Below are 23430 nucleotides of genomic sequence, written 5' to 3' on the forward strand. Positions count from 1 at the left end.
GAGGACGAAGCCGGCTTCTCCATGACGCCGCCGCACGCCAAGACCTGGTCGCAGCGAGGCCGCACCCCGGTGGTGCGGGTCCGCGGCCGCTCTCGCAGACGGATATCGATCGCCGCGCTGACCTGCTACAAGCCCGGCCACCGGTCCCGGCTGATCTACCGGCCCCGCCGGGATGACGGCCGGCGCGACGGCCGCAAGAGCTTCTCCTGGCGCGACTACCGGGACCTGCTGATCGCCGCACACCAGCAGCTCGGCGGCCCGATCGTGCTCATCTGGGACAACCTGAACGTCCACAAGGCCGCCGGGCTAGGGAGTTCGCCGCATCCCGGGACTGGCTGACCATCTACTACCTGCCGCCCTACGCACCCGACCTCAACCCCGTCGAAGGCGTCTGGTCACTGCTGCGGCGCGGCTGGCTGTCCAACGTCGCCTTCACTACCCCCGAGCACCTCATCCAGCGCATCCGCCGAGGCTTACGGCACATCCAGTACCACAGCGAGCTCATAGACGGCTGCCTCGCCGAGACCGGCCTGACCATCAGACCCACCTGAGCAACCCAGCGAAATCACGAGTTCAACCTCAGTAGCTCTGCTGCTGCATCGCTGTCCTGCCCCAGGCGTGTGTGTCGAATCGCCCCAGACAGTGCCCACACGAAGCTTTCCTCAAACTCGCCTGCTGTCTCATCACCCACCGACAATTCGGCTCATTGTGTTAGCTGTCAAAGTCTTCGAGCGGGACGAAATCGGACGTGTGGCGGAACGCCGTCATCAACCCTGCGCCGGCCATGCCCATCTGAACCGTAGAACTGGCGCGCTGAAGCTTTGCAGTAGGGGCGGATTGAATCATGATGGCTAAAAGTCCATGAGGTCTCTTTCTGTAAGGATTTCTGCGTTACCAAGCTTCTGCGCCTGCGCTTTAAATGCATCAGTCACGGGTCGCGTAGTCGCGAACACAATCTTCGTAGGCGGTGTTACGCTCATCCCTCGAAGAGTTTTAAATTTTGCGATATCCTTAGCCTGCAACGGCTCAGTCTTGCATTCTCCAAAAATCACCTCACCGTCGAGAATGCAGGCAATGTCCATCTCCCTCTTACCGCTGCTGCCCGGAAAACCCACGAGATCCATCTCGGGGACAAAGTGGAACGCAGTTTTCGAGCGAGCCTTGAGGGAATGGAGCGCCAACGCCGTCACGTGTGAGTTATGGACGTAAAAGAGCCGCACCGTCTCTGCCAGCCTGTAGTACCAGTGTGGCAGTGCAGGCTCCCTCCAGTGGCCTACCGTGAACTGTTGGCGAAGGTCGCAACGGACACAGACGAACTCGTTAGAAAGCGAGTCGAAACTATACCAAGCAGATGCATCACATCTCTCGCATCGGAAAATATAGCCGCGCTCAATGATTCGCTTTCCCACGAGGTCATCGACGAGGGAAGCGGCAGCCTCTTCGCTTCCCATGCTCAAAGTAAACGCATTTAGGTTCAGGTAGCTGCGCTGCTCATCAGCGCTTTCGTTGAGGCAGATCACGCTGCCGCGCTCACCAGGAATCTCTGAGAGTTGAATGCCTTTTGCTTGCTTCTTTGTCCAACTGAACTTATCAAGGATGTCACGGGTGTCTGGTGACTTGATAAAACGTCCCAGATGGTCGAGTCCACCAAAGCGACGAAGGGTGTCCATGAAGTACTTACCCTTGTCGGAGTATTTCACCGTGACATCCGCGTTCTCAAAGTAGGCAGCGAACAGGCCCATCTCATCCGGCATTTCAATCTTAGGGCGTACGAGTACTGCATCCAGCTCATTGCCAAAGATCATCGAGTTTGGGCACTGGTATACGATACCGTCTTCAGCTATACGAGACTCAGTCGTTGAGTTGTGCAAGTTGACGATTCTAGGACCCAGTTTTGGAAGAGAGGGCGGCTGATAACCTTCAATTCGTAGCGAGGTGAGCCAGTAATGATCTGGCAGTCTAATTTCGCTGAAATTCTTGACTGCAGGCGTCTCGAATTGGCTGACGCTTTTTCCGTCAACAAAGGTCATGCTGTGATGGTTTACATAGTTGTTCGTTTCAAACACGCGCAAGATGCATGATGTGGAAACCGATTTCATCGGAATGCAGTCGATATGAGTGCTTACTTCGCTGGCTGCGAAGTAGGAGCAGCGGGCCACTTGAGTTCGATAGGCTACCAATTGCCTTCGGTTCAAGCTCGCACTACATAGCTGGATTCGCTTCTCGTGGTGCCCATATTCGATAAGCTCATAAGCGAGATTAACGAGCGCTCGGACAGCATTCTCTTGTAGGGTGAATGGGCGCGGTTCCTCCTCCTTTTTGCGTTGGGTGCGTCGCTCATTCAAAGCCTTATTGCACGCTCGCAGCCATTTAAGGGGCAGCCACCGAACACCCTCATGTAGCCGGGAAAGTGAGTAGTACAAACAACAGTCCTCGACCGTGTCTCCAAGAACAAGGACAACCGGCTCCTTATAATCCATGTGACGATCAGCCCTGTAGTACTGACCGAGGTGCAACATACTCAGGCCAAATGGAGTGTTAGGCAGGAAGTCATCATCGAGTCGTGGCTCTTGATCTTGAATGGCAGCAGACGTCAGACGTGAACCACCAACATGCTTCAGAACATCTAGGATTGCATAGTCATTTGGCAGGGGTTCTGCGATGAACCCGGCTTCAGCGTAATGATCCTCACTGGCTACTCCCGTCTCAGAATGAACGAGGAGCTTCAATGTCAGGTCTTCAATCTGCGGGGCGAGCCTTACCAGGCCAATATGGCGCGTTGAAGCTGAAATGATCTTAGCGATCTTCGTGAACGGATACCCGAAGCCTGATTTACGGGTCAAGTGCGTGTCGATCGCGTCATTAAAATGAAAAGGACTGAGCCTGTAGATCAGCTCCCTATCCAGAGCATCGCTTATGGTTAGCTGATCCACCCTCGATTGTGCTGCGCTGCCTGAAAACCATTCTTCAAAATGATCCGCGAGATTCCCATTTGAATCCCAGGACTTTTTGTATTGCTCCTTCGTCGCTTTGTACTGCTTCGGGTCGGCAACTTCAAGGTCGCTGAATGTCAAGTCGAAGACTGCGAGGTGGTCGGGGTTGTACGCTTTCAGAAGCTCCCAGAACTTATCCGCAATGGTTATCCCGTCTGTGGGAATAATCAAGAAGTAGCGACCACCCCACGTTTCTGACGCCTTGGCGATGGCGCCGTCTACGGCAGTCTTCCAGTATTCACTTTTCCCGTTGATGAAGATGGCGCAGCGAGGCGGGCGCACCGTGGCGGTGATGTTTTGGTAGGTAACCTTTTCGCCCACGCTGCCTCCTCGGATTAATTACGCCACCCACAACTATAGATGACCCGTCGCTTTTTTTGCTAGGGGTGTTGTTGAGTGAAGCCTATTCTTGACGGAGCATGCCATGAGGAAGGCTTCGTGGATGTCGGCCTGCGTTCCCAGCGCATGCGCAGACGTCGGAAGCCGTGCAGCCACGCAAAAGCCCTCTCCACGACTCAGCGGTAGGTGCCGCGCGGGCGCGGGCACGATGCCTCGGGCGCGGACCTGGTCGCTGTAGATGTCGTAGCCGCGGTCGGCGAAGAGCGAGTCCGGCTTGCGGCGGGGAAGTGCAGGAGGAATAACGCCGGTCCCTTCAGCCCATGAGAGGTATCGGCGTTCCTATTGCCAGCCGTCGAGGGAGACCTCCGGGCCTCCCGTGAGGTATCGGCGAAGGGCGCTTGAAGTGGTGTCGACGAAGTTCTCGGGTACTGCGTCGGCGTCGACCCACCGGACCTGGGAGTGCTTGCGGGGTTCGCGGTTCTCGGGTTCGCCGGTCCAGTCGTGGGCGGCGAAAACGACGGTGAGAAAGCCGTTGGGGGCTTCGACGCCCCAGGCGCCGTGGATGATGTGGGCGACCTTCAGGGCCTCCGGTTTCACGGTCAGGCCCGTCTCTTCGAACAGCTCACGGGCTGCGGTCTCGGTGATCGGCTCGCCGGGCTCGCTCTTGCCGACGGGGAGGTCCCACAGGCCCTGGGCGAACTTGGCGTTTTCGCTGCGCTGGAGGAGGACGACGCGGTTAGTGGCCTTGTCGTGGACGATGACGGCCGCGACCAGCAGGGTCATGGATTCCAAGGCCGGCTTGAGGGCCTTCGGTTGGTCGTCTGTCTGCTGGGCCACGGTGTTCCCTTCGTCGGGCGGGTTGTTGGGCATGTTAGGCGAGGGCTTCGCGTGCGCGGCGGGCGAGATCGGCGGCGCCGGGTACCTTGCGCCGCTGGTAGACCGCGAGGGTGGAGCGGATCGAGGAGATGGCCTTGCGGGTCCGGTCAGGGGTCATGCCCTCCATGAGGGCCAGGGCCTGGGTCCAGGCGGCGACGGCTTCGTCGGCGCGGGCCTGGGCGGCGAGGCTGTCGCCACGGTCGGCGTGGGTGAGGGCGTGGACGCGCTTGTACTTGCCCGGGTCCCAACGGGTGAGGGCATCGCGGTGCTGCTGCTCGGTGCCGATGTGGTCGGCGAGGTCGGTCAGGGTGCGGGCGGTGTGGCTGGCCACGGTGCCGGCGGCGGGGCCGCTGACGCGGGAGTAGCTGGGTTGGGGGCCGTCGTCCCGGAGGAGGGCGTCTTCGGCGGCGAGCAGGGCGCGTGCGGCCAAGGGGTTCTCGTCGGTTGCGGCGTAGGCGCTGGCGTGGGTGATGTGGAGGAGGGCCTCGGTCTGGCCGTCGACGTGGCCGAGGTCGCGTCGCAGGGCGCCTTCGACAAGGTCTACGCAGTGGTGGGGCCGCTTGAGGCTGAGGGCCTGATGGGCGAGGGCACGCATCATCCAGGCCCCGTGGCCGTGGGAGTCCGCTTCGCAGGCGAGCTGGTAGCCGACCTGGTAGTAGCGCTGGGCGGCGCCTTCTTGGCCGAGGTCGTGGTGCTTCCATCCGGCGAGGTAGGCGAGCTCGGCGACGGCGCCGAAGGCTGCCCGGCGTAACGCTTCGCTGGGGAAGCGTCCGCGGAGCATCGGGGCGGCGGTGTCGGCGAGGTAGGCGGTGACCGTGGTTAGGCCGTGCCCGCCACCGAGGCGCTCGTCGGCCGCGCTGAAGGCAGCCGTGATCTGTCGTACGACGTGCACGTCCTCCGCACCGACCACGGACATGCCGGTGCGGGCGCGGAGCATGCGGGCGGTGGCCTCGTGGTCGTATCCGAGCGGCATGGCGACGCCGGCGGTGGTGAAGGCCGCGATGGCGAGGAAGCGGCGGCGCTCGACGTCGGCCCGGCCCAGGTCGGTGACGGCGAGGACGGGGTCGGATTCCGCCTGCGGTGCGGCCTCGCCGGAGCGGAGGCCGATCTCGGTCTGGGTGATCGTGCGTCCCGCTCGGCGGGACAGTGCTTCGGCGAGGTACTGGCCTACCTGGCCCGAAGGGGCGCGGGTGCCGTTTACCCAGTGCGAGATGGCCGACTTGTTGGTCTGGAGGATTTCGCCGTTCTCGGCGGCAACGCGCCGCACGTCTCTGGCGAGGGCCTCGTAGGTGCAGTCGGCCGCGTTGATGACGCCGCGCAGACGGGAGTTGGGGCCTCTCTGCGCCGCCACGATCGCCTCCACTCCGGAGCTGTAAACCGCGTATACCGCTTCAACTGTCTTCCACCGTACCCACTGAGCGTGACCACGGGTTCACTTATCAGCAGCTGCCCGGAACGGCGCGACCGTGATCCAGGCTCCCTTGGCCCGGGCGGCACCCCGAAATTCCGTACGCCCACACCTGGTTCGGGCATTCCTGTGCCCGAATCCGGCCCAACAGAGACGGAGATACGGTGACCACCATCGACACCAAGGCCATCACGGTCGAGCTGCCTGAGGCGTTCGACCCGCGCTGGAGCCGCCTGCCCGGCGTCCAGGTCGACGGCCGGAGCATCACCATCGACCCGGCCGAGTACTTCTTCCGCTTCGAGTCGAACTCGTGGCTCGTCGCCGACTGGGAGCTGGTCAAGGCCCAGCTCCTGGACGTGGACGAGACGACCGAGAGCGCGGTCGAGCAGCTCGCGATGGACTTCATCAAGCACCACGGAGAGTCCACCTCCGAAGCCGCCCGCGTCCTGGCCACCGCGCACCAGGTGTACGCGTACCTCTTCCGCGACGACCACCTGGCCGGCCTCGGCCTGCCGCAGATCACCGCCGAGCACCTGCGGATGCTGCGCGAGGCGGCCACGCTCATGGCGCTCAACAAGGTGGAGCTGGACGGGCACATCTCCAACGTCGGCCCGTGCTGGTTCTTCCCCGCCGCCACCTCCGTTGTCTTCGACCTGGACGACGAGATGGGCGGCATGCTCGACGAGGTCTACCACGGCGGCTGGTTCAACGAGCACCGCCGGATCGAGTCCATCAAGGCCCACGCCGCTCTCGGCGGCCGGCTCGTGCACGGCTGCCAGTCCGTGCCGGACCAGTCCGGCGGCGTCGTCGCGCCCTACGGCGCCTCGATGGCCAACTTCCGCGACGACCTCGCCGCGTTCAAGGCGGGCTGGATCGAGCAGGTCTACGCCCACCGCGTGAACCCCGCCGCGTAACCCCACCCGACCAGGCTCCGGGGCGGGCCGGCACCTCCCGCCCGCCCCGGACGCCACCACCCCTCCCCGGAGCCCCCACGTGACCACGAACCCCAGCGCCGAACTGCTCGACAACCTGCTCACCATGGCGGGCCAAACCACCGCCGTACGGGAGGAGGTACGCGTATGGTCCATGTCCGGCGTCGAGCGCGTCACCATCCCCGACGGTGCCACGGCCATCTTCAAGTACGCCAAGAAGCCGTTCGACAACGAGGACCAGGCCCTCCGCCTGGCCCACACGCTCGGCGTCCCCGTCCCCCAGGTCCACGCCTCCGCCGTCCTGGACGGCTGGCTCGGCATGCTCATGGACGACCTCGGACCCACCGTCCGCGAGGCAGACGACCTCGACGGCGTCGCCGCGGCCGTGGTCCTGCACGGCACCCGTACGGCTCCGCCCTTGCCCGTCCTCGACCAGGAGCGCTTGCGCACGCTGCCCGCCCGGGCGCTGGAGCATCTCGGCAGACTGCGCAAGGCCGAGCGGTGGCAGGACGCCGACGACGTCGAGGACGCACTGGACCGAATCGCCCAGGCCGCCGAGAGCCGCTCCGCCGGAGCGACGATGGCGCCGTTCGGCTGGGTGCACTCCGAGTTCCACCCCACCAGCCTCCACATCGAGCAACAGGGCTGGAGGCTGCTCGACTTCGCCCGCGCCTTCACCGGCCCCGGCCTGCTCGACCTCGCCAGCTGGCACGGCACCGTCGAACCCCCGCACCCCGTGCGCCTTCGCGTCTTCCTGGAGCAGTACGTCACCGCCGGCGGCACCCCCGACGCCCTCGCCCCGCGCGGCGGGCTCACCGCCGAGAACTGGGCTCTCGGCTGGCACCGCATGTGGGCCGTCGAGTGGTTCATGGAGCAGTCCATCCGCTGGATCAACGACCCGGCCACCGACCCCGCCTACATGAAGTCCGTCCGCCGGCACCTCACCGATGTGCTCCACCACCTGGAGATCTGACGTGCTCGCCCAGGCTTCCCCGTGGCACGCCCACGCCCTCCAGCGCACAGGGGCCGGACTCGCCGAACCGCTGTCCGTACCCGCACGGATGGAGTGGACGACGCGGCCCGGCCAAGGACCCGGTGCCGAGGTCCTCGGCCCCGACCTGCGCGGCAAGCGACTCCTGGAGCTCGGCTGCGGACCCGGCCACAACGCCGCCCACCTCACCACCCGCCACGGCGCCCACGTCACCGGCGTCGACCTGGTCGGCCTCCAGGTCCGCCGCGCCCGCTCCCACTACGGACGGCTGAACAACCTCACTTTCGTCGCCGGCCACGCCCTGCACTACCTGCAAGCCTCCGACGAGCAGTTCGACGCGATCTACTCGATCTTCGGCGCTGTCGGCCTCGTCACCCCCGAGCTCCTCCTCCCGACCATCGCCCAGCGCCTCACGCCCGGCCGAGTGCTCGCCTTCTCCGTCCCCCACCCGCAGCGCGGCGGCCGTAGCCCCTCCGGCGACGACCGACCCCGCCGCGACTTCGTCACCCTGCCCGACCGCACCCGGCTCCCCATCGCCCGCTGGGAGTTCGCTACCGACCGCTGGGAGAAGCACCTCAGCCATGCCGGCTTCTGGCTCACCTCGGCCCAGGAGTTCCACGACCCCCGCATGGGCCACTGGCCCACCACCCTGCTGATCCGCGCCCGCAAGCTCTGACAGCCATTCGCCCCGGCTTCCCCTGGAGGGACCGATGCGCCCGCCCTACCTGCTCCTCGACATCGACGGCGTCCTCATACCCTTCCCCAAGGCGGCCGGCTCGACCCCGGCCACCCACGCTCGCCACGACGTCATCCCTACCGGCCGGAGCGCCGACAACCCGGTCACCGTCTGGCTCGATCCCGCCCACGGCCCCATGCTCACGGACGTGATCGGTACCGGCCTGGTCACACCCGTCTGGTGCACCAGCTGGCGGCAGGACGCCACCACCCTGATCGGACCACTCCTCGGCCTCCCGCCACTGCCGCACGTCGACCTCCCGCGTCCCCGGATCACCACCAGCCACCCCAACGGCTACCTGTGGAAGCGCGATCACGTCGACGCCTGGCTGGGCGATGCCCCCACTGTATGGATCGACGACGACTTCACCAGCCTCGACCACGCCTGGGCGGCGGAGCGCATTGCCAAGGGGCCGGCGACTCTCCTCGTTCAGCCCGACCCATACCTCGGGCTGCAGCCCGAGCACCTGACCGAGGTCATGACATGGGTCTCGCAGGTACCCGCCGCCCGCGCCTCCAGATGACTGCTGCCCCTCGCTGGCACGAAAGCGGGGGCACCAGGGTGCCCTGTGGGCTCTGCCTGGGAGCCGTTCAGTTTCTGAACGGGATAGCAGCGAACCGGGTCGCGCGGTCGAGCTCGCCGGGAAACGGTGCTGCCAAGCCCAAACCGGGCGGGTGACCGGGGTGGTCAGCGCGCCGAACAATCGGTGGCGGTGCGCTACCACGGTCATCGGCGGAGCGGGTGGGGCGTCAGGCAGCGTGCATCTTCGTTCCGTTCTTCTCCACCGCAAAGATCAGCCGGTGGATTCGGGGTCAGTCGCCGTGCCTCTTTTAATCTTTTCGCTTATCGATAGAGCGGACTCGCCATCGGCTCGACTTATCGTCGAGAATATTCCCGAGTTCGGCCATTGAATGCTCGTCGAGCAACGTGGGGTGTGTCTCAAGCATTAGCTTGACGCAGTCCTCAAGTTGCCTAGGGGTGAGTCCCTCCATTGTGCTGATCAAAGCGAAAGGACCGGCTTCCTCATCCTCGATCCGAGCGTTGCGTAGCACTCTCATCTGTTCTTCGCTGAATAGCCTGGAAATGAGTGCTGCGAAAAAGCGTTCTCGCGCCTCTGTGCTGCTAATGCTCACTCGGTACTTTTCGAGCGCTGCAATCACTTTTTGTGAGGAATCTGCAGGTGTGGATTCAATCCTGGTGGCGGGTCGGCTGTCGGTTCTGCGAGTTTCAGCAAGCCTGTTCCGTGTCTTCTTTATGGCTGGAAGCGCATGGACGTCCCACCATGACCGCGCGTGGGGGCCAATCTTCTCCGCAGCCTTGACGGTGCCGAGAATAATTAGAGCTGCGAGCAGTCTCTTGGCTTCCGAGAGCTCCTCCGCTTCCGAATCCGGTGCGTACTCCTCGGTTAGGTAGGGGAAGGCCGGCGGCGGATCTGATATTGGACCTGATTCACTCTCATCGTCATCGACAATAGGGAACAGTGTGGCATGTGTTTCGAGCCCATTAGTGACATCATCGCGCGCAAGAGAGCTGTATCCACCGGGAGTTTGCGATTGCGAGAGGTGTGTTCCGGCAGGGCGCTCAACCCACATCTTCTCTCGAATCTTTTGACCATCCGGCGCAGTCGGTTCTTCCAGAGTCATGTCCTAACCATACTTGCGACCGCAGGCGGTTCCATGGTGAACGCATATTCGTACTAGGACACACCTGCGGTCCGGCTACCCGGCCACACCACCGAGAGGTCCGCGCATGGACAGGCAGCCGCGAGCTCAACGGCGACGACGTCCGTGCATTTGGCTGGGACGGCACCAGGGGGTAGGCAGCGTTCTGGCTGGTCCCTCCAGGTCGGGAGTCGATCCCGATCCGATTTCCCCGCCACTATGGGTGGCGAGGACGACTGCACGGGGTCAGCGGTGCCGGCTACGCACTTCGGGCCGGAGGGCGGTGACTGGTGTGGCCTGAGGGTGCGGCGTGACAGGCATAAGGGATTTGCCGCTCATGGTGCTTCGACCGCGAGCGGCTTGCGACCGCTTGTTCGGCTGAGCGGTGATGCGCCAGTTGAGGACCTCGGCGGGTTGCTCGGCGCTATCAAGTTGCCTCTGGGCGACGACCTCGGCCAAGAGGTGGCGGGCGGTGTGGCCGCCGGTTTCGGCGCGGGCGAGGGTGGTGGTCAGCGCAGCCCAGGAGGGGCCGGCCACGATGCGGTCGGCGTGGGCGGGGAGGGCCGCGCGGATGTCCTGTTCGAAGCGGCGGCGGTCTCCGCTCGCGGGGCGCGGCGGGCCAGGTCCGCCAGGACGGGGGCGGCGGCCTGCTGGCCCGCCTGGAGGTGGCGGAAGGCTTCCTCGGCCGCTGCCGCTTGCTGTTCGTGGCCGCGCTGCTCGTGCCACTTGGCGGCGGCGCGCGCCAGGTGCACGGTGACGAAGAGCAGGGCGATGGCGAGCCCGCCCGGCTCGCTGGAGGCGTAGGCGAGTTCCTTGGCGGCTTGGCGCCGGGCGGCGGCGGCTTGGTGGTCCGCGCGGGTGGCGGATCGGCGGGCGCGGTTGAACGCCGTGGCCGCCGCCCGCAGTTCTGCCCGGTGCGGGCCGGGTGTGGCGCTGGCGATGCTGTACAGGGCAGCGCCGAAGGCGGCGAGCTGGCCTTGGGCGGCGGCATCGTCGTCGGAGTCGAGGACGTGCGTGCCGTCTGTATCGCGGCGGTGGTGTGCTGCCAGGGCTCGGCAGTCTCCGCCGCGTACCGGGGGCGGTCGGCCACCTTCTGGTCGGGGAGGCGTTCGCGTAGACGGTTGATGGAGAGGTCGGGGGCGAGCTTCGAGCCGCCGTACCAGACGGGTTCGCCGGCCGTGTTGGTGTCGCCGGGTGCGGCGAGGCTGTAGCCGATCACGTCACCGCTCTCGGGTCCGAGGCGCGTCTTGACCTTGACGCCAAGGGACTGCAGCACGGTGAAGTAGTCGGCTTCGGTCCGTACGGCGGCGGCGACCGCGTACGCCTGCTCGCGTAGCCACTGCCGTGCCGTCACCGTCGGGCCCTGGCGCTCGGCCTTGGCGCGTTCGGCACCGGTGGGAGTACGGGGGGGCCGTGAGGTCACCGGACTTCAGACGGCGCAGGCCGAACTCGGCCTCGATCCCGCGGCACTCCGCCTGGGCCCGCCGGCCGTCCTGGTGGGTGCGCGGGCGACGCCCGGCGGAGGAGAACGAGGCGGCCGAGCGCGAAGGGCGCAAGCCCGTCGAGCTGCCGCACATGGTGACCCACGACCTGTGGCACTTCTATGCCTCCGCGCTCATCGCCGGCGGGGCGAGCGTCAAGCAGGTTCAGCTCGTCCTCGGCCACGCGTCCGCCGTCATCACGCTGTGGATCTACGCGCACCTGTGGCCGGGCGAAGAAGACCGCACCCGGTCCGTCATGGACGCCGTTGGTGGCGCCCTGCGGGCCGGGTGCGGGTGAGCAGGCCGAGGTCAGGCCTTCTTGGTCTCCCAGAAGATCTTGTCGATCTGGGCGATGTAGTCCAGTGCCTTCTGGCCCGTGGCCGGGTCCGTCGAGGCCTTGGCGGCGCTGAGCGCCTTCAGGGCGTCGTTGACCAGCTGGTGCAGCTCCGGGTACTTCTCGAAGTGCGGGGGCTTGAAGTAGTCGCTCCAGAGCACCGAGACGTGGTGCTTGGCGAGCTCGGCGCGCTGCTCCTTGATGACCGTCGCGCGGGCCCGGAAGTGCGGGTCGTCGTTGGCCTGGAACTTCTCCTGGACGGCCTTGACCGACTCGGCCTCGATGCGGGCCTGGGCCGGGTCGTACACGCCGCAGGGAAGGTCGCAGTGGGCGCTGACCTTCACCTTGGGGGCAAACAGGCGGGAAAGCATTGAGCTGTCCTTCCTCGTGATCGTCTTCTCAGGTGGGACATTACTCCGTGAGAGAGCCGTTTTCGCGAGTGCCCCCGGGGCCTAGGACAAAAGTCCAGGGTCAGACTGGGACTGGTGGCCGAACGCACGGAACGGACCGGGAGGTGCCGGATGACGGATCAGGGGCGGGAGCCGACGAGGCCTTTCGGGGTCGCCGAGGTGACAGGGCTCTCCATGGTGCCGACACTGCTGCACGGTGATCAGCTGCTCGTGCACTACGGGGCCGACCTCAGGCCCGGGGAGGTGGCCGTACTGCGCCACCCCCTCCAGCAGGACCTGCTGATCGTCAAGCGGCTGGTCGAGCGACGCGACGGCGGCTGGTACGTCCTCGGGGACAATCCGGACGCCGAGGGGGACAGCCGGGTGTTCGGGACCGTGCCGGCCGAGCTGGTGCTCGGCCGGGTACGGGCCCGTTACCGGCCGGTCACGCCCGGCCGCCGGCGCTCGGTGAGGGTGGTGCTGTCCTGGCTGCTCTCGGCCGTACGCCCGGTGCTCTCCGACCGCTCGGTCTCCAGGCGTTTGCGCGCCCGGTAGGCGGCGACGTTCGCACGGGTCGCGCAGCGGTCCGAGCAGTAGCGCCGGGAGCGGTTGGTCGAGGTGTCGAGGTAGGCGTTGCGGCAGGGCGCCGCCTGGCACAGGCCGAGCCGGTCGGCGCCGTACTCCGTCAGGTGGAACGCGAGGCCCATGGACGCGATGGCGGCATAGCCGGCGGTCGCGTTCGAGGGGTGTTCGGCCAGGTGCATGTGCCAGCGGGGGCGGCCGTCCTCGTCCAGGTAGTCGTGCCCGGAGATCTGCGGGCTGACCGGGAACTCCAGGAGCAGTGAGTTCAGCAGGTCCACGGCGAGCTTCTGGTCGCCCGTGTCCGCCGCCTCGAAGACGGCGCGCAGGCGGGCCCGTACGGACCGGAAGCGGGTGACGTCCGCATCGGTGGCCCGGCGGGCCGCCTGGGAACTGGCGCCGAACAGGTCACGGACCGCTTCGACCGAGGTCAGGGCGTCCTTGTTGCGGGCCGGCTCCTCGCTGTTGACCAGGCGCACGGCGTAGTCCGAGTAATAGGCCAGTTCCACTTGTAGTCCTTACGGCGGCGGTCTAGAGTTTTCAGTAACGGCTGATACAGCTTCGAGGGTATTACGTGGCGGAGGGTTCGGAGATGACGGAGACGGCGGGGACTGCGACCGGGACCGACTGGCAGGCGTGGCAGGACAGCTGGGACCGGCAGCAGGAGTGGTACATGCCCGACCGTGAGGAGCGGTTCCGGGTGATGCTGGACATGGTCGGAGCACTGGTGGGGCCGGAGCCCCGGGTGCTGGATCTGGCGTGCGGTACGGGAAGTATTACGGACCGGCTGCTCAAGCGGTTCCCGAAGGCCGTCAGTACCGGGGTCGACCTGGACCCCGCGCTGTTGACCATCGCCCGGGGGCACTTCGCGGGCGACGAGCGGGTCACCTTCGTCACCGCGGACCTGAAGGACCCGCAGTGGACGCGGAAGCTGCCGTACGAGACGTACGACGCCGTACTCACCGCGACCGCGCTGCACTGGCTGCACCTCGGACCGCTTGCGACGCTCTACGGGCAGGTGGGCGGTTTGGTGCGGGACGGGGGTGTGTTCATGAACGCCGACCACATGATCGACCCCGCCACCCCCCTCATCAACGCCGCCGAGCGTGCCCAGCGCCACGCGCAGATGGATCGGGCCAAGGCGGCCGGCGCGGTCGACTGGGCCGAGTGGTGGGCGCTCGCGGCCCAGGACCCGGCCCTCGCCGCCCCGACCGCCGAGCGCTTCGCGATCTACGGCGAGCACGCCGACGGCGAGACCCCCTCGGCGGACTGGCACGCGCGGACGCTGCGCGCGTCCGGCTTCGGCGAGGCGCGGACAGTATGGGCGTCGCCGTCGGACGCGCTGGTGCTCGCGGTGAAGTAGGAACACCGGTGCAGTAGGCAAGCGAAGAGGCGGTACGGGCCCCGCCGGGCCCGTACCGCCTCTTCGTGTGTTCGCTTGCTACAGCCGCTACAGCACCTTGGAGAGGAACGCCTTGGTGCGGTCGTGCTGGGGGTTGGTCAGGACGTCGCGGGGGTTGCCCGCCTCGACCACGACGCCGTCGTCCATGAAGACGAGGGCGTCGCCGACCTCGCGGGCGAAGCCCATCTCGTGGGTGACGACGATCATCGTCATGCCGTCCTCCGCGAGGCCCCGCATGACGTCCAGGACGTCACCGACCAGCTCCGGGTCGAGTGCTGAGGTGGGCTCGTCGAACAGCATCAGCTTCGGCTCCATCGCCAGCGCACGGGCGATGGCGACGCGCTGCTGCTGGCCGCCGGAGAGCTGGGATGGGTAGTTCATGGCCTTGTCGGCCAGTCCCACCCGGTCCAGCAGCCGCTCGGCCCGCTCGCGGGCGACGGCCTTGGCCTCGCCCTTGACCTGGACCGGGGCTTCCATGACGTTCTCGAGGGCCGTCATGTGCGGGAAGAGGTTGAAGCGCTGGAAGACCATGCCGATGTCACGGCGCTTGAGCGCGACCTCTTTGTCCTTCAGCTCGTAGAGCTTGTCGCCCTTCTGCCGGTAGCCGACCAGGTCACCGTCGACGTACAGCCGCCCGGCGTTGATCTGCTCCAGGTGGTTGATGCACCGCAGGAAGGTGGACTTGCCGGATCCGGACGGGCCGACCAGGCAGAACACCTCACGCGGCGCGACCTCCAGGTCGATGCCCTTGAGGATGTGGGCAGCGCCGTAGGACTTGTGGACGCCCTCGGCCTTGACCATGGGTTGTGTACTCATCGGGTCACCGCCGCCAGTTGGAGAGGGAGAGCATGTTGGCCTTGACCTTCTGCCAGGGAGTGGCGGGCAGCTGGCGCAGCGAGCCACGTGCGTAACGCCGCTCCAGGTAGTACTGGCCGACGCTGAACACGCTGGTCAGGACCAGGTACCAGACGGAGGCCACGAGCAGCATCTCCATCACGGCGAACGAGGTGGAGCCGATGTTCTGGGCGGCACGCGTCAGGTCCACGTACGTCACGACCGCTACCAGGGACGACGTCTTGAGCAGGTTGATGAACTCGTTACCCGTCGGCGGCACGATCACTCGCATCGCCTGCGGCAGCACGACGCGACGCATGGTCTTGCTGTTCTTCATGCCCAGCGCGTGCGACGCCTCGGTCTGGCCCTCGTCCACCGACTGGATGCCGGCCCGGACGATTTCGGCCATGTAGGCGCCCTCGTTCAGGCCCAGGCCCAGCAGGGCGACCATGAACGGCGTCATGACGTCGACCATCTCGTCCTTGTAGAACCCGAGGTTCAGGATCGGGAAGATCAGCGCGAGGTTGAACCACAGCAGCAGCTGCACGAACACCGGAGTGCCGCGGAAGAACCAGATGTACAGCCAGGCCACCGCGCCGGTGACGGGGTTCTTCGACAGTCGCATGACCGCGAAGACGATGCCCAGCACCAGGCCGATGAGCATCGACAGCACGCTGATCAGCAGCGTGCGGCCCATACCGCTCAGGATCCGGCCGTCGAAGATGAAGTCTCCGACGGTGTCCCAGTTGACGTCGCCCTGGGAGAACGCGTAGACGAGCGAGCCCAGCCCGGCGAGCACGACCACGCCCGAGACCCACCGGCCCCAGTGCCGTACCGGGATGGCCTTGATCTGCTCGTGGGGAGCGGCGGCTACCCCCTTGGTGACCGCCGAGCCCGCGGGGGGCTCGTCGGCGGGCACCTTGTCGAACTTGTCAGTCACAGTGACTGCCCTTCAGTGGAACGCTTGGAACGCTGGAGGTCACTTGCCGGCGTTGATGGTCGCCTCGGTGACGGCGCTGTTCTTGACGTCCCACTTCTCCAGGACCTTCGCGTACTCACCGTTCTTGATGATCGCGTTCAGTGCGTCCTTGAGTGCGTCACGCAGCTGGGTGTTGTCCTTGTTGACGGCGATGCCGAAGGGGCCGGCGTCGGTCTGGCCGCCCGCGACCTCGAATTCGTTGCCGCCGCCCGCGGTCTTCGCGATGTGCGCGGCGACCGGGTAGTCGTTGAGGTCGGCGACGGCGGCGCCGGACTTCACGCGGGTCTGCGCCTCGGCGTCCGTGTCGAACGCCTCGATCGTGAGCTTGTTGCTACCGCACTTCTTGGCCTGCTCCTTGAAGGTGGTCTCGTAGATCGTGCCGCGCTGGACGGCCACCTTCTTGCCGCACAGGTCGTCCAGGGACTGGATCTTCTGCGGGTTGCCCTTCTTGACCAGGAGCGAGACGCCGGAGTTGAAGTAGTCGACGAAGTCGACACCCTTGCCGGCCTTCTTGCCCTTGTCGTCCAGGCCCTCCTGGCGGGCCTTTGTGTCGCTCATGGCGGACATCACGATGTCCTGGCGACCGGTGTTCAGCGAGGTGATCAGGCCGTCGAAGGTGCCGGACGTGAACTTGAACTCCACACCGAGCTGCTTGCCGAGGGCCGCGGCGATGTCGGGGTCGATGCCGACGATCTTGCCGCCCTCTTCGAACTCCATCGGGGCGTACGCGGCGTCCGTACCGACCTTGATCACGCCGGCGTCCTGGATCTTCTTCGGCAGCTTGTCGAAGAGCGGGGCGCTGTTCGTCTTGCCGGCCGCGGTCTCCTCGCCGCCACCGGCGGTCTGGTCACCACAGCCGGTGAGCAGGAGTGCGCCGGCGACCGCGATCGCGCCGACCGCGGCGATCCGGGGCCTGGCGGCGGTCGTACGACGGGTGGTGCTTGCGGTCATGAGCTGGTTCCTCCGGCGGGTGAGGGGGATGCCGAAACGGTCGGGGCACACACCATCGAGTGTCGCGACCTCGTGTGATTACGGCATCTTGCCATTCGGACTGGACAATTCGGGGGGCCAGCCAGGTCAAAATCGGATAACGGGCGCTCCCGGAACCCGTCAGCCCTGCGGGGACTGGGGTGTGGGGCCGGATCTTCTCCTGACTTTGTTGCTTCAGGCAGCAGCTTTTGCGGTTCGGCTCGCCCGCTGGACCAGTGGCATGGACTTTTCGGTGAATTCGGACACTGCGGGGCCGGATGTGTCGAAATCGACTCGTCCGGGCGAGCATTCTTCCGGTAGAACGGATCCTTACACCCCTCATCCGGGGCTCAGGGCGCGTGTGCGGCGCGCCCGCGCGTACGTACCTCCCTCCGCCGAGGCGGGCCAACCGCCGACGCGGGGCACGGACGCGGTGCCCGCCCACCCCTCAACCAGGAGTGGTCACCCTCAACCAGATTTAAGAATTAAGGGGTCAAACAAGTGGCAGCGGAGATCGTCAATCCTCGCAGCGACAGCGGTACGGAGAACGCTCACGAGGAGCCCTTCGATCCGGCCTTCGCGCTCCACCGGGGCGGCAAGATGGCCGTCCAGGCCACCGTGCCGGTGCGCGACAAGGACGACCTGTCCCTCGCCTACACGCCCGGCGTCGCGAAGGTGTGCAGCGCCATCGCCGAGCAGCCGGAGCTGGTCAACGACTACACCTGGAAGTCGAACGTGGTCGCCGTCGTGACGGACGGTACGGCCGTGCTCGGACTCGGTGACATCGGACCCGAGGCGTCCCTCCCCGTGATGGAGGGCAAGGCCATCCTCTTCAAGCAGTTCGGTGGTGTGGACGCGGTTCCGATCGCGCTCGCCACCACCGACACGGACGAGATCATCGAGACCGTCGTGCGGCTCGCGCCGTCCTTCGGCGGCGTGAACCTCGAGGACATCTCGGCCCCGCGCTGCTTCGAGATCGAGCGCCGGCTCCAGGAGCGGCTGGACATCCCAGTCTTCCACGACGACCAGCACGGTACGGCCGTCGTCACCCTCGCGGCCCTGCGGAACGCGGCCAGGCTCACCGGGCGCACGCTCGGCGAGCTGCGCGCCGTGATCTCCGGCGCCGGTGCGGCCGGCGTCGCGATCGCCAAGTTCCTGCTGGAGGCCGGGCTCGGCGACGTCGCCGTGGTGGACCGCAAGGGCATCGTGTCCCGGGACCGCGAGGACCTGACGGACGTCAAGCGGGAGCTGGCCGAGCTCACCAACAAGGCCGGGCTCAGCGGCTCGATCGAGACCGCGCTGGCCGGCGCGGACGTCTTCATCGGCGTCTCCGGCGGTACGGTCCCCGAGCCGGCCGTCGCCTCCATGGCGCCCGGCGCGTTCGTGTTCGCCATGGCCAACCCGAACCCGGAGGTCCACCCGGACGTCGCGCACAAGTACGCGGCCGTCGTGGCGACCGGCCGCAGCGACTATCCCAACCAGATCAACAACGTGCTGGCGTTCCCTGGGATCTTCGCGGGCGCCCTCCAGGTGCGGGCGTCCCGCATCACGGAGGGCATGAAGATCGCGGCCGCCAACGCGCTGGCCGACGTCGTCGGCGACGCGCTGGCCGCCGACTACGTGATCCCTTCGCCGTTCGACGAGCGGGTCGCCCCGGCGGTCACCGCCGCGGTGGCCGCCGCCGCCCGCGCCGAGGGAGTCGCCCGCCGCTGACGCCACGTCAGCAGCGACTTCACGGGCCGCGCCGCACCCCTCACCGGGTGCGGCGCGGCCCGTCGCCGTACCGGGCGCTTGCACTTTCCGCACGATCTCTTGGACCCGCGGCGGAAAAGTTCGCCGCAGAGCTTCCGGCCATTCATGTGTGACTGCTGTGCTGCTCCGCGCCAACCCACCACAGGAGGCGCGAAGTGAATCTGGTCGTCAACGGTGACGCAGAGAGCGGACCCGGCGGTACCGCCCAGCCCGTCGGGGCGGTGACCGGCTGGGTCATCAAGCAGGGGGCGCCCGCGCTCATCAACTACAGCCTGGGCGGCGGGTACCCCACCCCGGCCGATCCCGGGCCCGCCCAGCGCGGCAGCCGGTTCTTCAGCGGCGGCAACAGCCCCCGTACGGCCCTCGTCCAGGACATCGCCCTGCCGGCCGCCGGCCCGACCGGGCAGGCCGCCGTCGACGCCGGCCAGGTGCGGTACGCCGTGTCCGGCTGGCTCGGCGGATACGCGACGCAGGAGGACGGCGTACGGCTGTCCGTGGAGTTCCGGGACGCCAAGGGGACGCCGGTTGCGCTCTCCGTGCTGGGGCCGGTGACCGCGGGGGAGCGGGGCTCGCGTACCGCGCTCGTGGAGCGCAAGGCGCAGGCGGCCGTGCCGCCCGGGGCCCGGACCGCGCGGCTGCTGCTGGTCTTCACCCGTACCGGCGGCGGGACGTCCAACGACGGATACGCCGACGCGATATCGCTCACCCTCAGCGCCGCGGGAGGCCGCAAGTGAAGCTCAACCGCCGTGATCTGCTCAAGGCGGCCGGAGCCGCGGGCGCGCTCAACCTGGCCTGGCCGCTGAGCGCCGGCCTCTCGCCCGCGCAGGCGCGCGAGGCCGCCGAGGCGCTCGGTGCCGACTACGATCCGGCGCCCTTCACCCTGGGTGTCGCCTCCGGGGATCCGCAGCCGTCGAGCGTCGTGCTGTGGACGAGACTCGCGCCCGAACCGCTGGCCGCCGAGCAGCAGTTGCCCGAGGTCGTCGAGGTCGAGTGGGTCGTCGCGGAGGACTCCGCGCTCACCCGGGTCGTCGCCCGCGGCACGGCGCCGGCCTCCGCGACCCTCGGGCACAGCGTGCACGTCCCGGTCGGCGGACTGCGCGCCGGCACCCGCTACTGGTACGCCTTCAAGGCGCTGGGGAAGACCAGCCGGGTCGGCCGTACCAGGACCGCGCCGGCCGGCAGCGTCTCCAGGGTCCGGTTCGCCGCGGCGAACTGCCAGGCGTTCCACGACGGCTACTACGCCGCGCACCGGGGCATCGCCCGGGAGGACGTCGACTTCGTCGTCCACCTCGGCGACTACATCTACGAGCACGGTCCGGTCGGCGGCGACCACGTACGCGACCACGAGGGCCCCGCGATCCTCACCCTCGCCGACTACCGCCGTCGGCACGCCCTCTACAAGGGCGACGCGTCGCTGCGGGAGGCGCACGCCGCCCACCCCTGGTTCCTCACCTGGGACGACCACGAGGTCGTCAACGACTACAGCGGTACGGGCGGCGGGGCGCCGTTCATGCAGCGGCGCGCGGCCGCGTACCAGGCCTGGTACGAGAACATGCCGCACCGGGACAGCGGCAGTTCCGCGCTGCCCGACCCCGAGATCCACCGGGTCCGGCGCTGGGGCGACCTGCTGGAACTGACGGTCCTGGACCTGCGCTCGTACCGCTCGGCGCAGAACCTGAGCAACGGCACGATCCTCGGCGCCGAGCAGAAGGCCTGGCTCAAGCAGGGCATCGCCCAGGGCCCGGAGGCCTGGCACGTCTGGGCCAACTCGATCATGCTCAGCCAGCTGCGCGGCCGGCCCGGCGGCTCGTACATGTTCACCGACCAGTGGGACGGCTTCCTCGCCGAGCGCAAGGAGGTCCTGAAACACGTCCACTCCAGCGGTATGCGGGACCTCGTCGTCGTCACCGGCGACTGGCACTCCGCCTTCGTCGACGACATCCGCCCCGACTTCGACGACACCTCCTCGCCGGTCGTGGGCACGGAGTTCACCGCGCACTCGGTCACCTCGGGCGCGTACTCGGCGGACTGGAACAAGACCAACGGCCCGGTCATGGGCGCGGCCAACCCCCACCTGAAGTACTTCGAGGGCAACCGGTACGGGTACGACGTCTACGAGGCCACCCCGCAGCGCTTCAGCGCGCACATGCGGGTGATCGCCGACCGGCGCGACCCGGCTTCGCCCGTCACCACCCTGACCACGTTCCATGTGGACCGGGGGAAGGCCGGCTCGTACGAGGACCCGGCGACGAGGAACTCGCCGGCCCAGTACCGGCGCGACTGAGTGAGCGCCGCGGGACGCGGCGCGTGTCACACCGGTGTGTGGTTCCGCCGCGTCCCGTCCGCGTCCTATCGTCATGGTCATGTTCGCCGCCTACGCCGCACGCATCGACCGTGACCAGCCGTTGAACGGCCTCGAGCTGGGGGAGCGCCCGGCCCCCGGGGACCGCCCCGGCTGGACGACCGTGAATGTCCGGGCCGCCTCCCTCAACCACCACGACCTGTGGTCGCTGCGCGGGGTGGGCCTCGCCGAGGACAAGCTGCCGATGATCCTCGGCTGCGACGCCGCAGGCGTCGACGCCGACGGCAACGAGGTCGTCCTCCACTCCGTGATCGGCCAGTCCGGCCACGGAGTCGGCCCGGACGAGCCGCGCTCGATCCTCACCGAGCGCTACCAGGGCACGTTCGCCGAGCAGGTCACCGTCCCCAGCTGGAACGTACTGCCCAAGCCGGCCGAGCTCTCCTTCGAGGAGGCCGCCTGCCTGCCGACCGCGTGGCTCACGGCGTACCGGATGCTGTTCACCAACGCCGGTGTACGGCCGGGCGATTCGGTACTCGTCCAGGGCGCGGGCGGCGGGGTCGCGACCGCGGCCATCGTCCTCGGCAAGGCGGCCGGCCTGCGGATGTACGCCACGAGCCGCGACGAGGCGAAGCGCAAGCGGGCCCTGGAACTGGGCGCGGTGGAGGCGTTCGAGCCGGGCGCGCGGCTGCCGCGCCGCGTGGACGCGGTGATCGAGACGGTCGGCGCGGCCACCTGGTCGCACTCGGTCAAGTCGCTCCGCCCCGGCGGCACGCTGGTGATCTCGGGAGCGACGAGCGGCGACCGCCCCTCGCACGCGGAGCTGACCCGGATCTTCTTCCTGGAGCTGAGGGTCGTGGGCTCGACGATGGGCTCGAAGGACGAGCTGGAGGACCTGCTGTCGTTCTGCGCGGCGACGGGGGTACGCCCGGTGATCGACGAAGTCCTGCCGCTGGACCGGGCCCGCGAGGGCTTCGAGAAGATCGCAGCCGGCGACCTCTTCGGCAAGATCGTCCTGACGGTGTGACCCCGGGCGCGATCGCACTGCGCCCCTGGCGCGAGGCCGACGCCCCGGCGGTACTGGCCGCCTTCGCACCGCCGGAGATGGCCCGCCAGGCGGACCGCCCGGTCACCACTGCCGCCCAGGCGGCGGAGTGGATAGCGGACCGCGAGCTAGCCCGGCGGGCCGGAACGGGCTACTCCTGGGTGGTGACGGACAGCACGGACGCGGTACTCGGCTGCGTCGCCGTCACCGCGGTGAACCGCGCCCACGACACCGGCTGGATCTCGTACTGGACGGTGGCCGCGAGCCGTGGCCGGGGTGTGGCGAGCGCAGGGCTGCGCGAGCTCGCCCCGTGGTGTTTCGGCGAGCTCGGACTGTTTCGGCTGGAACTCGGCCACCGGACGAACAACCCCGCCTCCTGCGCGGTGGGCCCTGCGGGCGGGCTTCGCGGTGGAGGGCCTGGAGCGGGCCAAGCTCCGCTACGGGGACGGGCGTTACGACGTGGAACGTCACGCCCGCCTGGCCACGGACGTCAACCTGGGTTGACGATATCTCTTCTGTCAATGTAGGTTGACATCATGACCGATGCAACCGATCTCGCCGAGCGGGCGGGCGATCGCGATCCGAGGGTCGGGCTGCGTGCCGTCGCCGCGCTCCGGCGGCTGCTGGAGCAGCTGGAGGCCGTACAAGTCCGAAGTGCGCGTACGCAGGGCTGGTCGTGGCAGGAGATCGCCGCCGAGCTCGGTGTCAGCAGGCAGGCCGTGCACAAGAAGTACGGGAGGCATTGATGTTCGAGAGGTTCACCAAGAGTGCCCGGGACGTGGTGACCGGCTCGGTCGGGCACGCGGAGCGGGCGAGTGCCGACTCCGTCACCGAGGAGCATCTGCTGCTTGCGCTGCTCGACCTGGAGGGCACCCGGTCGGCGTTCGCCTTCGCCTCGCTCGGGATCGACGGCCGGCGCGCGTCGCTGGAAGCCGCGCTGGCCGATGCGCGGCGGCGCGGCGGGCTGTCACAGTCCGACACGGACGCGCTCGCGGGGCTCGGGATCGATGTCGCGGAGATCGTCTCGCGGGTCGAAGCGGCCCACGGGGAAGGCGCGTTGCAGGCGGACTGCCGGTCGAAACGGTGGTGGTCGGGGCGGCGGTCGTTCACTCCGGCCGCGAAGAGCGTTCTGGAGAAGTCGCTGCGGATCGCGCTGGGCCGCGGGGACCGGTCCATCGGTGACGAGCACATTCTGCTGGCGCTGACGGTCCAGCCGGGGGTGGTCGCGGAGGTACTGGCGGAGCAGGGCGCGAACCACGCGGCGGTGCAGCGGGCGCTGTTCGGCGAGGCAGAGGCATCCTGAAGCTGCGGGCTCGCCCCCGCGGTGCGCCTCCGCCTCCGGCGTGGGGGTGCGGGGTGCGTTGTGGTGCCGGGGGCCGGGGCCTCCGGGAGCGGCGTCCGGGACTGTACGATTTACGGCGCGTTCAGCGG

The 23430-nt window shown here is 67.5% G+C and carries 20 protein-coding genes and 6 pseudogenes; 15 read left to right on the plus strand and 11 right to left on the minus strand.

What is annotated here, in order from left to right:
- Positions 1-551 (plus strand): annotated as a pseudogene (locus tag ACWV17_RS32535) (transposase); the annotation flags it as partial.
- A gap of 300 nt (positions 552-851) precedes the next feature.
- On the opposite strand, the gene ACWV17_RS32540 reads toward ACWV17_RS32535, so the two are convergent.
- The 4 genes and pseudogenes from ACWV17_RS32540 to ACWV17_RS32555 form a co-directional block, all read right to left on the minus strand.
- Positions 852-3314, minus strand: a complete 2463-nt coding sequence (locus tag ACWV17_RS32540) for a hypothetical protein (protein ID WP_455362486.1) — start codon at positions 3312-3314, stop codon at positions 852-854.
- Positions 3315-3347: 33 nt separating this feature from the next.
- Positions 3348-3629: pseudogene (locus ACWV17_RS32545) on the minus strand (hypothetical protein); the annotation flags it as partial.
- Positions 3630-3671: 42 nt separating this feature from the next.
- Positions 3672-4202 (minus strand): NUDIX domain-containing protein, encoded by a 531-nt coding sequence (locus ACWV17_RS32550; protein WP_455362487.1) that lies wholly within the window; start codon positions 4200-4202, stop codon positions 3672-3674.
- Between the two features lies 1 nt (position 4203).
- Entirely contained in the window at positions 4204-5559 is a 1356-nt protein-coding gene (locus ACWV17_RS32555) for a tetratricopeptide repeat protein (RefSeq protein ID WP_455362488.1), read from the minus strand.
- 221 nt (positions 5560-5780) lie between these two features.
- Here ACWV17_RS32555 and ACWV17_RS32560 point away from each other — a divergent pair, with 221 nt between their 5' ends.
- From ACWV17_RS32560 to ACWV17_RS32575, 4 genes are all read left to right on the plus strand, one after another.
- Positions 5781-6530, plus strand: coding sequence for a hypothetical protein (locus tag ACWV17_RS32560; protein ID WP_455362489.1), 750 nt, complete (start codon positions 5781-5783; stop codon positions 6528-6530).
- 79 nt (positions 6531-6609) lie between these two features.
- Positions 6610-7521, plus strand: a complete 912-nt coding sequence (locus ACWV17_RS32565) for a phosphotransferase family protein (protein WP_455362490.1) — start codon at positions 6610-6612, stop codon at positions 7519-7521.
- Position 7522: 1 nt separating this feature from the next.
- Positions 7523-8215, plus strand: coding sequence for a class I SAM-dependent methyltransferase (locus ACWV17_RS32570; protein WP_455362491.1), 693 nt, complete (start codon positions 7523-7525; stop codon positions 8213-8215).
- A gap of 34 nt (positions 8216-8249) precedes the next feature.
- Positions 8250-8798 carry an HAD domain-containing protein gene (locus ACWV17_RS32575; RefSeq protein WP_455362492.1) on the plus strand — a complete coding sequence of 183 codons (549 nt, stop codon included), beginning with the start codon at positions 8250-8252 and terminating at the stop codon, positions 8796-8798.
- Between the two features lie 307 nt (positions 8799-9105).
- Here the strand turns inward: ACWV17_RS32575 and ACWV17_RS32580 are convergent, their stop codons facing one another.
- Both ACWV17_RS32580 and ACWV17_RS32585 read right to left on the minus strand, forming a co-directional pair.
- Complete coding sequence (locus tag ACWV17_RS32580; RefSeq protein WP_455362493.1) at positions 9106-9918, minus strand: hypothetical protein; 813 nt, start codon at positions 9916-9918, stop codon at positions 9106-9108.
- Positions 9919-10182: 264 nt separating this feature from the next.
- Positions 10183-11456, minus strand: a pseudogene (locus ACWV17_RS32585) (relaxase/mobilization nuclease domain-containing protein); the annotation flags it as partial.
- Between ACWV17_RS32585 and ACWV17_RS32590 the strand changes: the two are divergent.
- A pseudogene (locus tag ACWV17_RS32590) lies at positions 11446-11715 on the plus strand (tyrosine-type recombinase/integrase); the annotation flags it as partial. The pseudogenes ACWV17_RS32585 and ACWV17_RS32590 overlap by 11 nt on opposite strands.
- Positions 11716-11726: 11 nt before the next feature.
- On the opposite strand, the gene sodN reads toward ACWV17_RS32590, so the two are convergent.
- Positions 11727-12122 (minus strand): superoxide dismutase, Ni, encoded by a 396-nt coding sequence (gene sodN / locus ACWV17_RS32595; protein WP_455354044.1) that lies wholly within the window; start codon positions 12120-12122, stop codon positions 11727-11729.
- A 150-nt stretch (positions 12123-12272) separates the two neighbouring features.
- Between sodN and sodX the strand changes: the two are divergent.
- A pseudogene (gene sodX, locus ACWV17_RS32600) lies at positions 12273-12557 on the plus strand (nickel-type superoxide dismutase maturation protease); the annotation flags it as partial.
- A 17-nt stretch (positions 12558-12574) separates the two neighbouring features.
- Here sodX and ACWV17_RS32605 read toward each other — a convergent pair.
- Positions 12575-13228 (minus strand): CGNR zinc finger domain-containing protein, encoded by a 654-nt coding sequence (locus tag ACWV17_RS32605; protein ID WP_455362494.1) that lies wholly within the window; start codon positions 13226-13228, stop codon positions 12575-12577.
- An 83-nt stretch (positions 13229-13311) separates the two neighbouring features.
- Here ACWV17_RS32605 and ACWV17_RS32610 point away from each other — a divergent pair, with 83 nt between their 5' ends.
- On the plus strand, positions 13312-14082 hold the full coding sequence (locus ACWV17_RS32610) for a class I SAM-dependent methyltransferase (protein ID WP_455362495.1): 771 nt from the start codon (positions 13312-13314) through the stop codon (positions 14080-14082).
- A gap of 87 nt (positions 14083-14169) precedes the next feature.
- Here the strand turns inward: ACWV17_RS32610 and ACWV17_RS32615 are convergent, their stop codons facing one another.
- The 3 genes from ACWV17_RS32615 to ACWV17_RS32625 are packed head-to-tail and all read right to left on the minus strand — an operon-like array spanning position 14170 to position 16885.
- Positions 14170-14937: an amino acid ABC transporter ATP-binding protein gene (locus ACWV17_RS32615; protein WP_455354047.1), complete on the minus strand. Its 768-nt coding sequence runs from the start codon at positions 14935-14937 to the stop codon at positions 14170-14172.
- 4 nt (positions 14938-14941) lie between these two features.
- The gene (locus tag ACWV17_RS32620) at positions 14942-15895 is read right to left on the minus strand and encodes an amino acid ABC transporter permease (RefSeq protein WP_455354048.1); all 954 of its coding nucleotides are present in this window, start codon (positions 15893-15895) and stop codon (positions 14942-14944) included.
- Between the two features lie 39 nt (positions 15896-15934).
- The gene (locus ACWV17_RS32625; RefSeq protein ID WP_455354049.1) at positions 15935-16885 is read right to left on the minus strand and encodes an ABC transporter substrate-binding protein; all 951 of its coding nucleotides are present in this window, start codon (positions 16883-16885) and stop codon (positions 15935-15937) included.
- A gap of 519 nt (positions 16886-17404) precedes the next feature.
- Here ACWV17_RS32625 and ACWV17_RS32630 point away from each other — a divergent pair.
- The 7 genes and pseudogenes from ACWV17_RS32630 (at position 17405) to ACWV17_RS32660 (ending at position 23302) form a co-directional block, all read left to right on the plus strand.
- Positions 17405-18616: an NAD(P)-dependent malic enzyme gene (locus tag ACWV17_RS32630; RefSeq protein WP_455354050.1), complete on the plus strand. Its 1212-nt coding sequence runs from the start codon at positions 17405-17407 to the stop codon at positions 18614-18616.
- A gap of 194 nt (positions 18617-18810) precedes the next feature.
- On the plus strand, positions 18811-19389 hold the full coding sequence (locus ACWV17_RS32635) for a phosphoesterase (protein WP_455362496.1): 579 nt from the start codon (positions 18811-18813) through the stop codon (positions 19387-19389).
- Positions 19386-20939: an alkaline phosphatase D family protein gene (locus ACWV17_RS32640; RefSeq protein WP_455362497.1), complete on the plus strand. Its 1554-nt coding sequence runs from the start codon at positions 19386-19388 to the stop codon at positions 20937-20939. Before ACWV17_RS32635 ends, ACWV17_RS32640 begins: the two co-directional genes overlap by 4 nt.
- Before the next feature lie 79 nt (positions 20940-21018).
- Positions 21019-21981: a zinc-binding dehydrogenase gene (locus tag ACWV17_RS32645; protein WP_455362498.1), complete on the plus strand. Its 963-nt coding sequence runs from the start codon at positions 21019-21021 to the stop codon at positions 21979-21981.
- Positions 21978-22503, plus strand: a pseudogene (locus ACWV17_RS32650) (GNAT family N-acetyltransferase). Before ACWV17_RS32645 ends, ACWV17_RS32650 begins: the two are co-directional and overlap by 4 nt.
- Positions 22504-22535: 32 nt before the next feature.
- Positions 22536-22745 carry a helix-turn-helix domain-containing protein gene (locus tag ACWV17_RS32655; RefSeq protein ID WP_455362499.1) on the plus strand — a complete coding sequence of 70 codons (210 nt, stop codon included), beginning with the start codon at positions 22536-22538 and terminating at the stop codon, positions 22743-22745.
- A complete protein-coding gene (locus tag ACWV17_RS32660) occupies positions 22745-23302 on the plus strand; it encodes a Clp protease N-terminal domain-containing protein (protein ID WP_455362500.1) in 558 nt (185 codons plus the stop codon). The genes ACWV17_RS32655 and ACWV17_RS32660 overlap by 1 nt, the downstream gene beginning before the upstream one ends.
- Positions 23303-23430 lie beyond the last annotated feature (128 nt).

Source organism: Streptomyces mabaensis, from assembly GCF_053763515.1.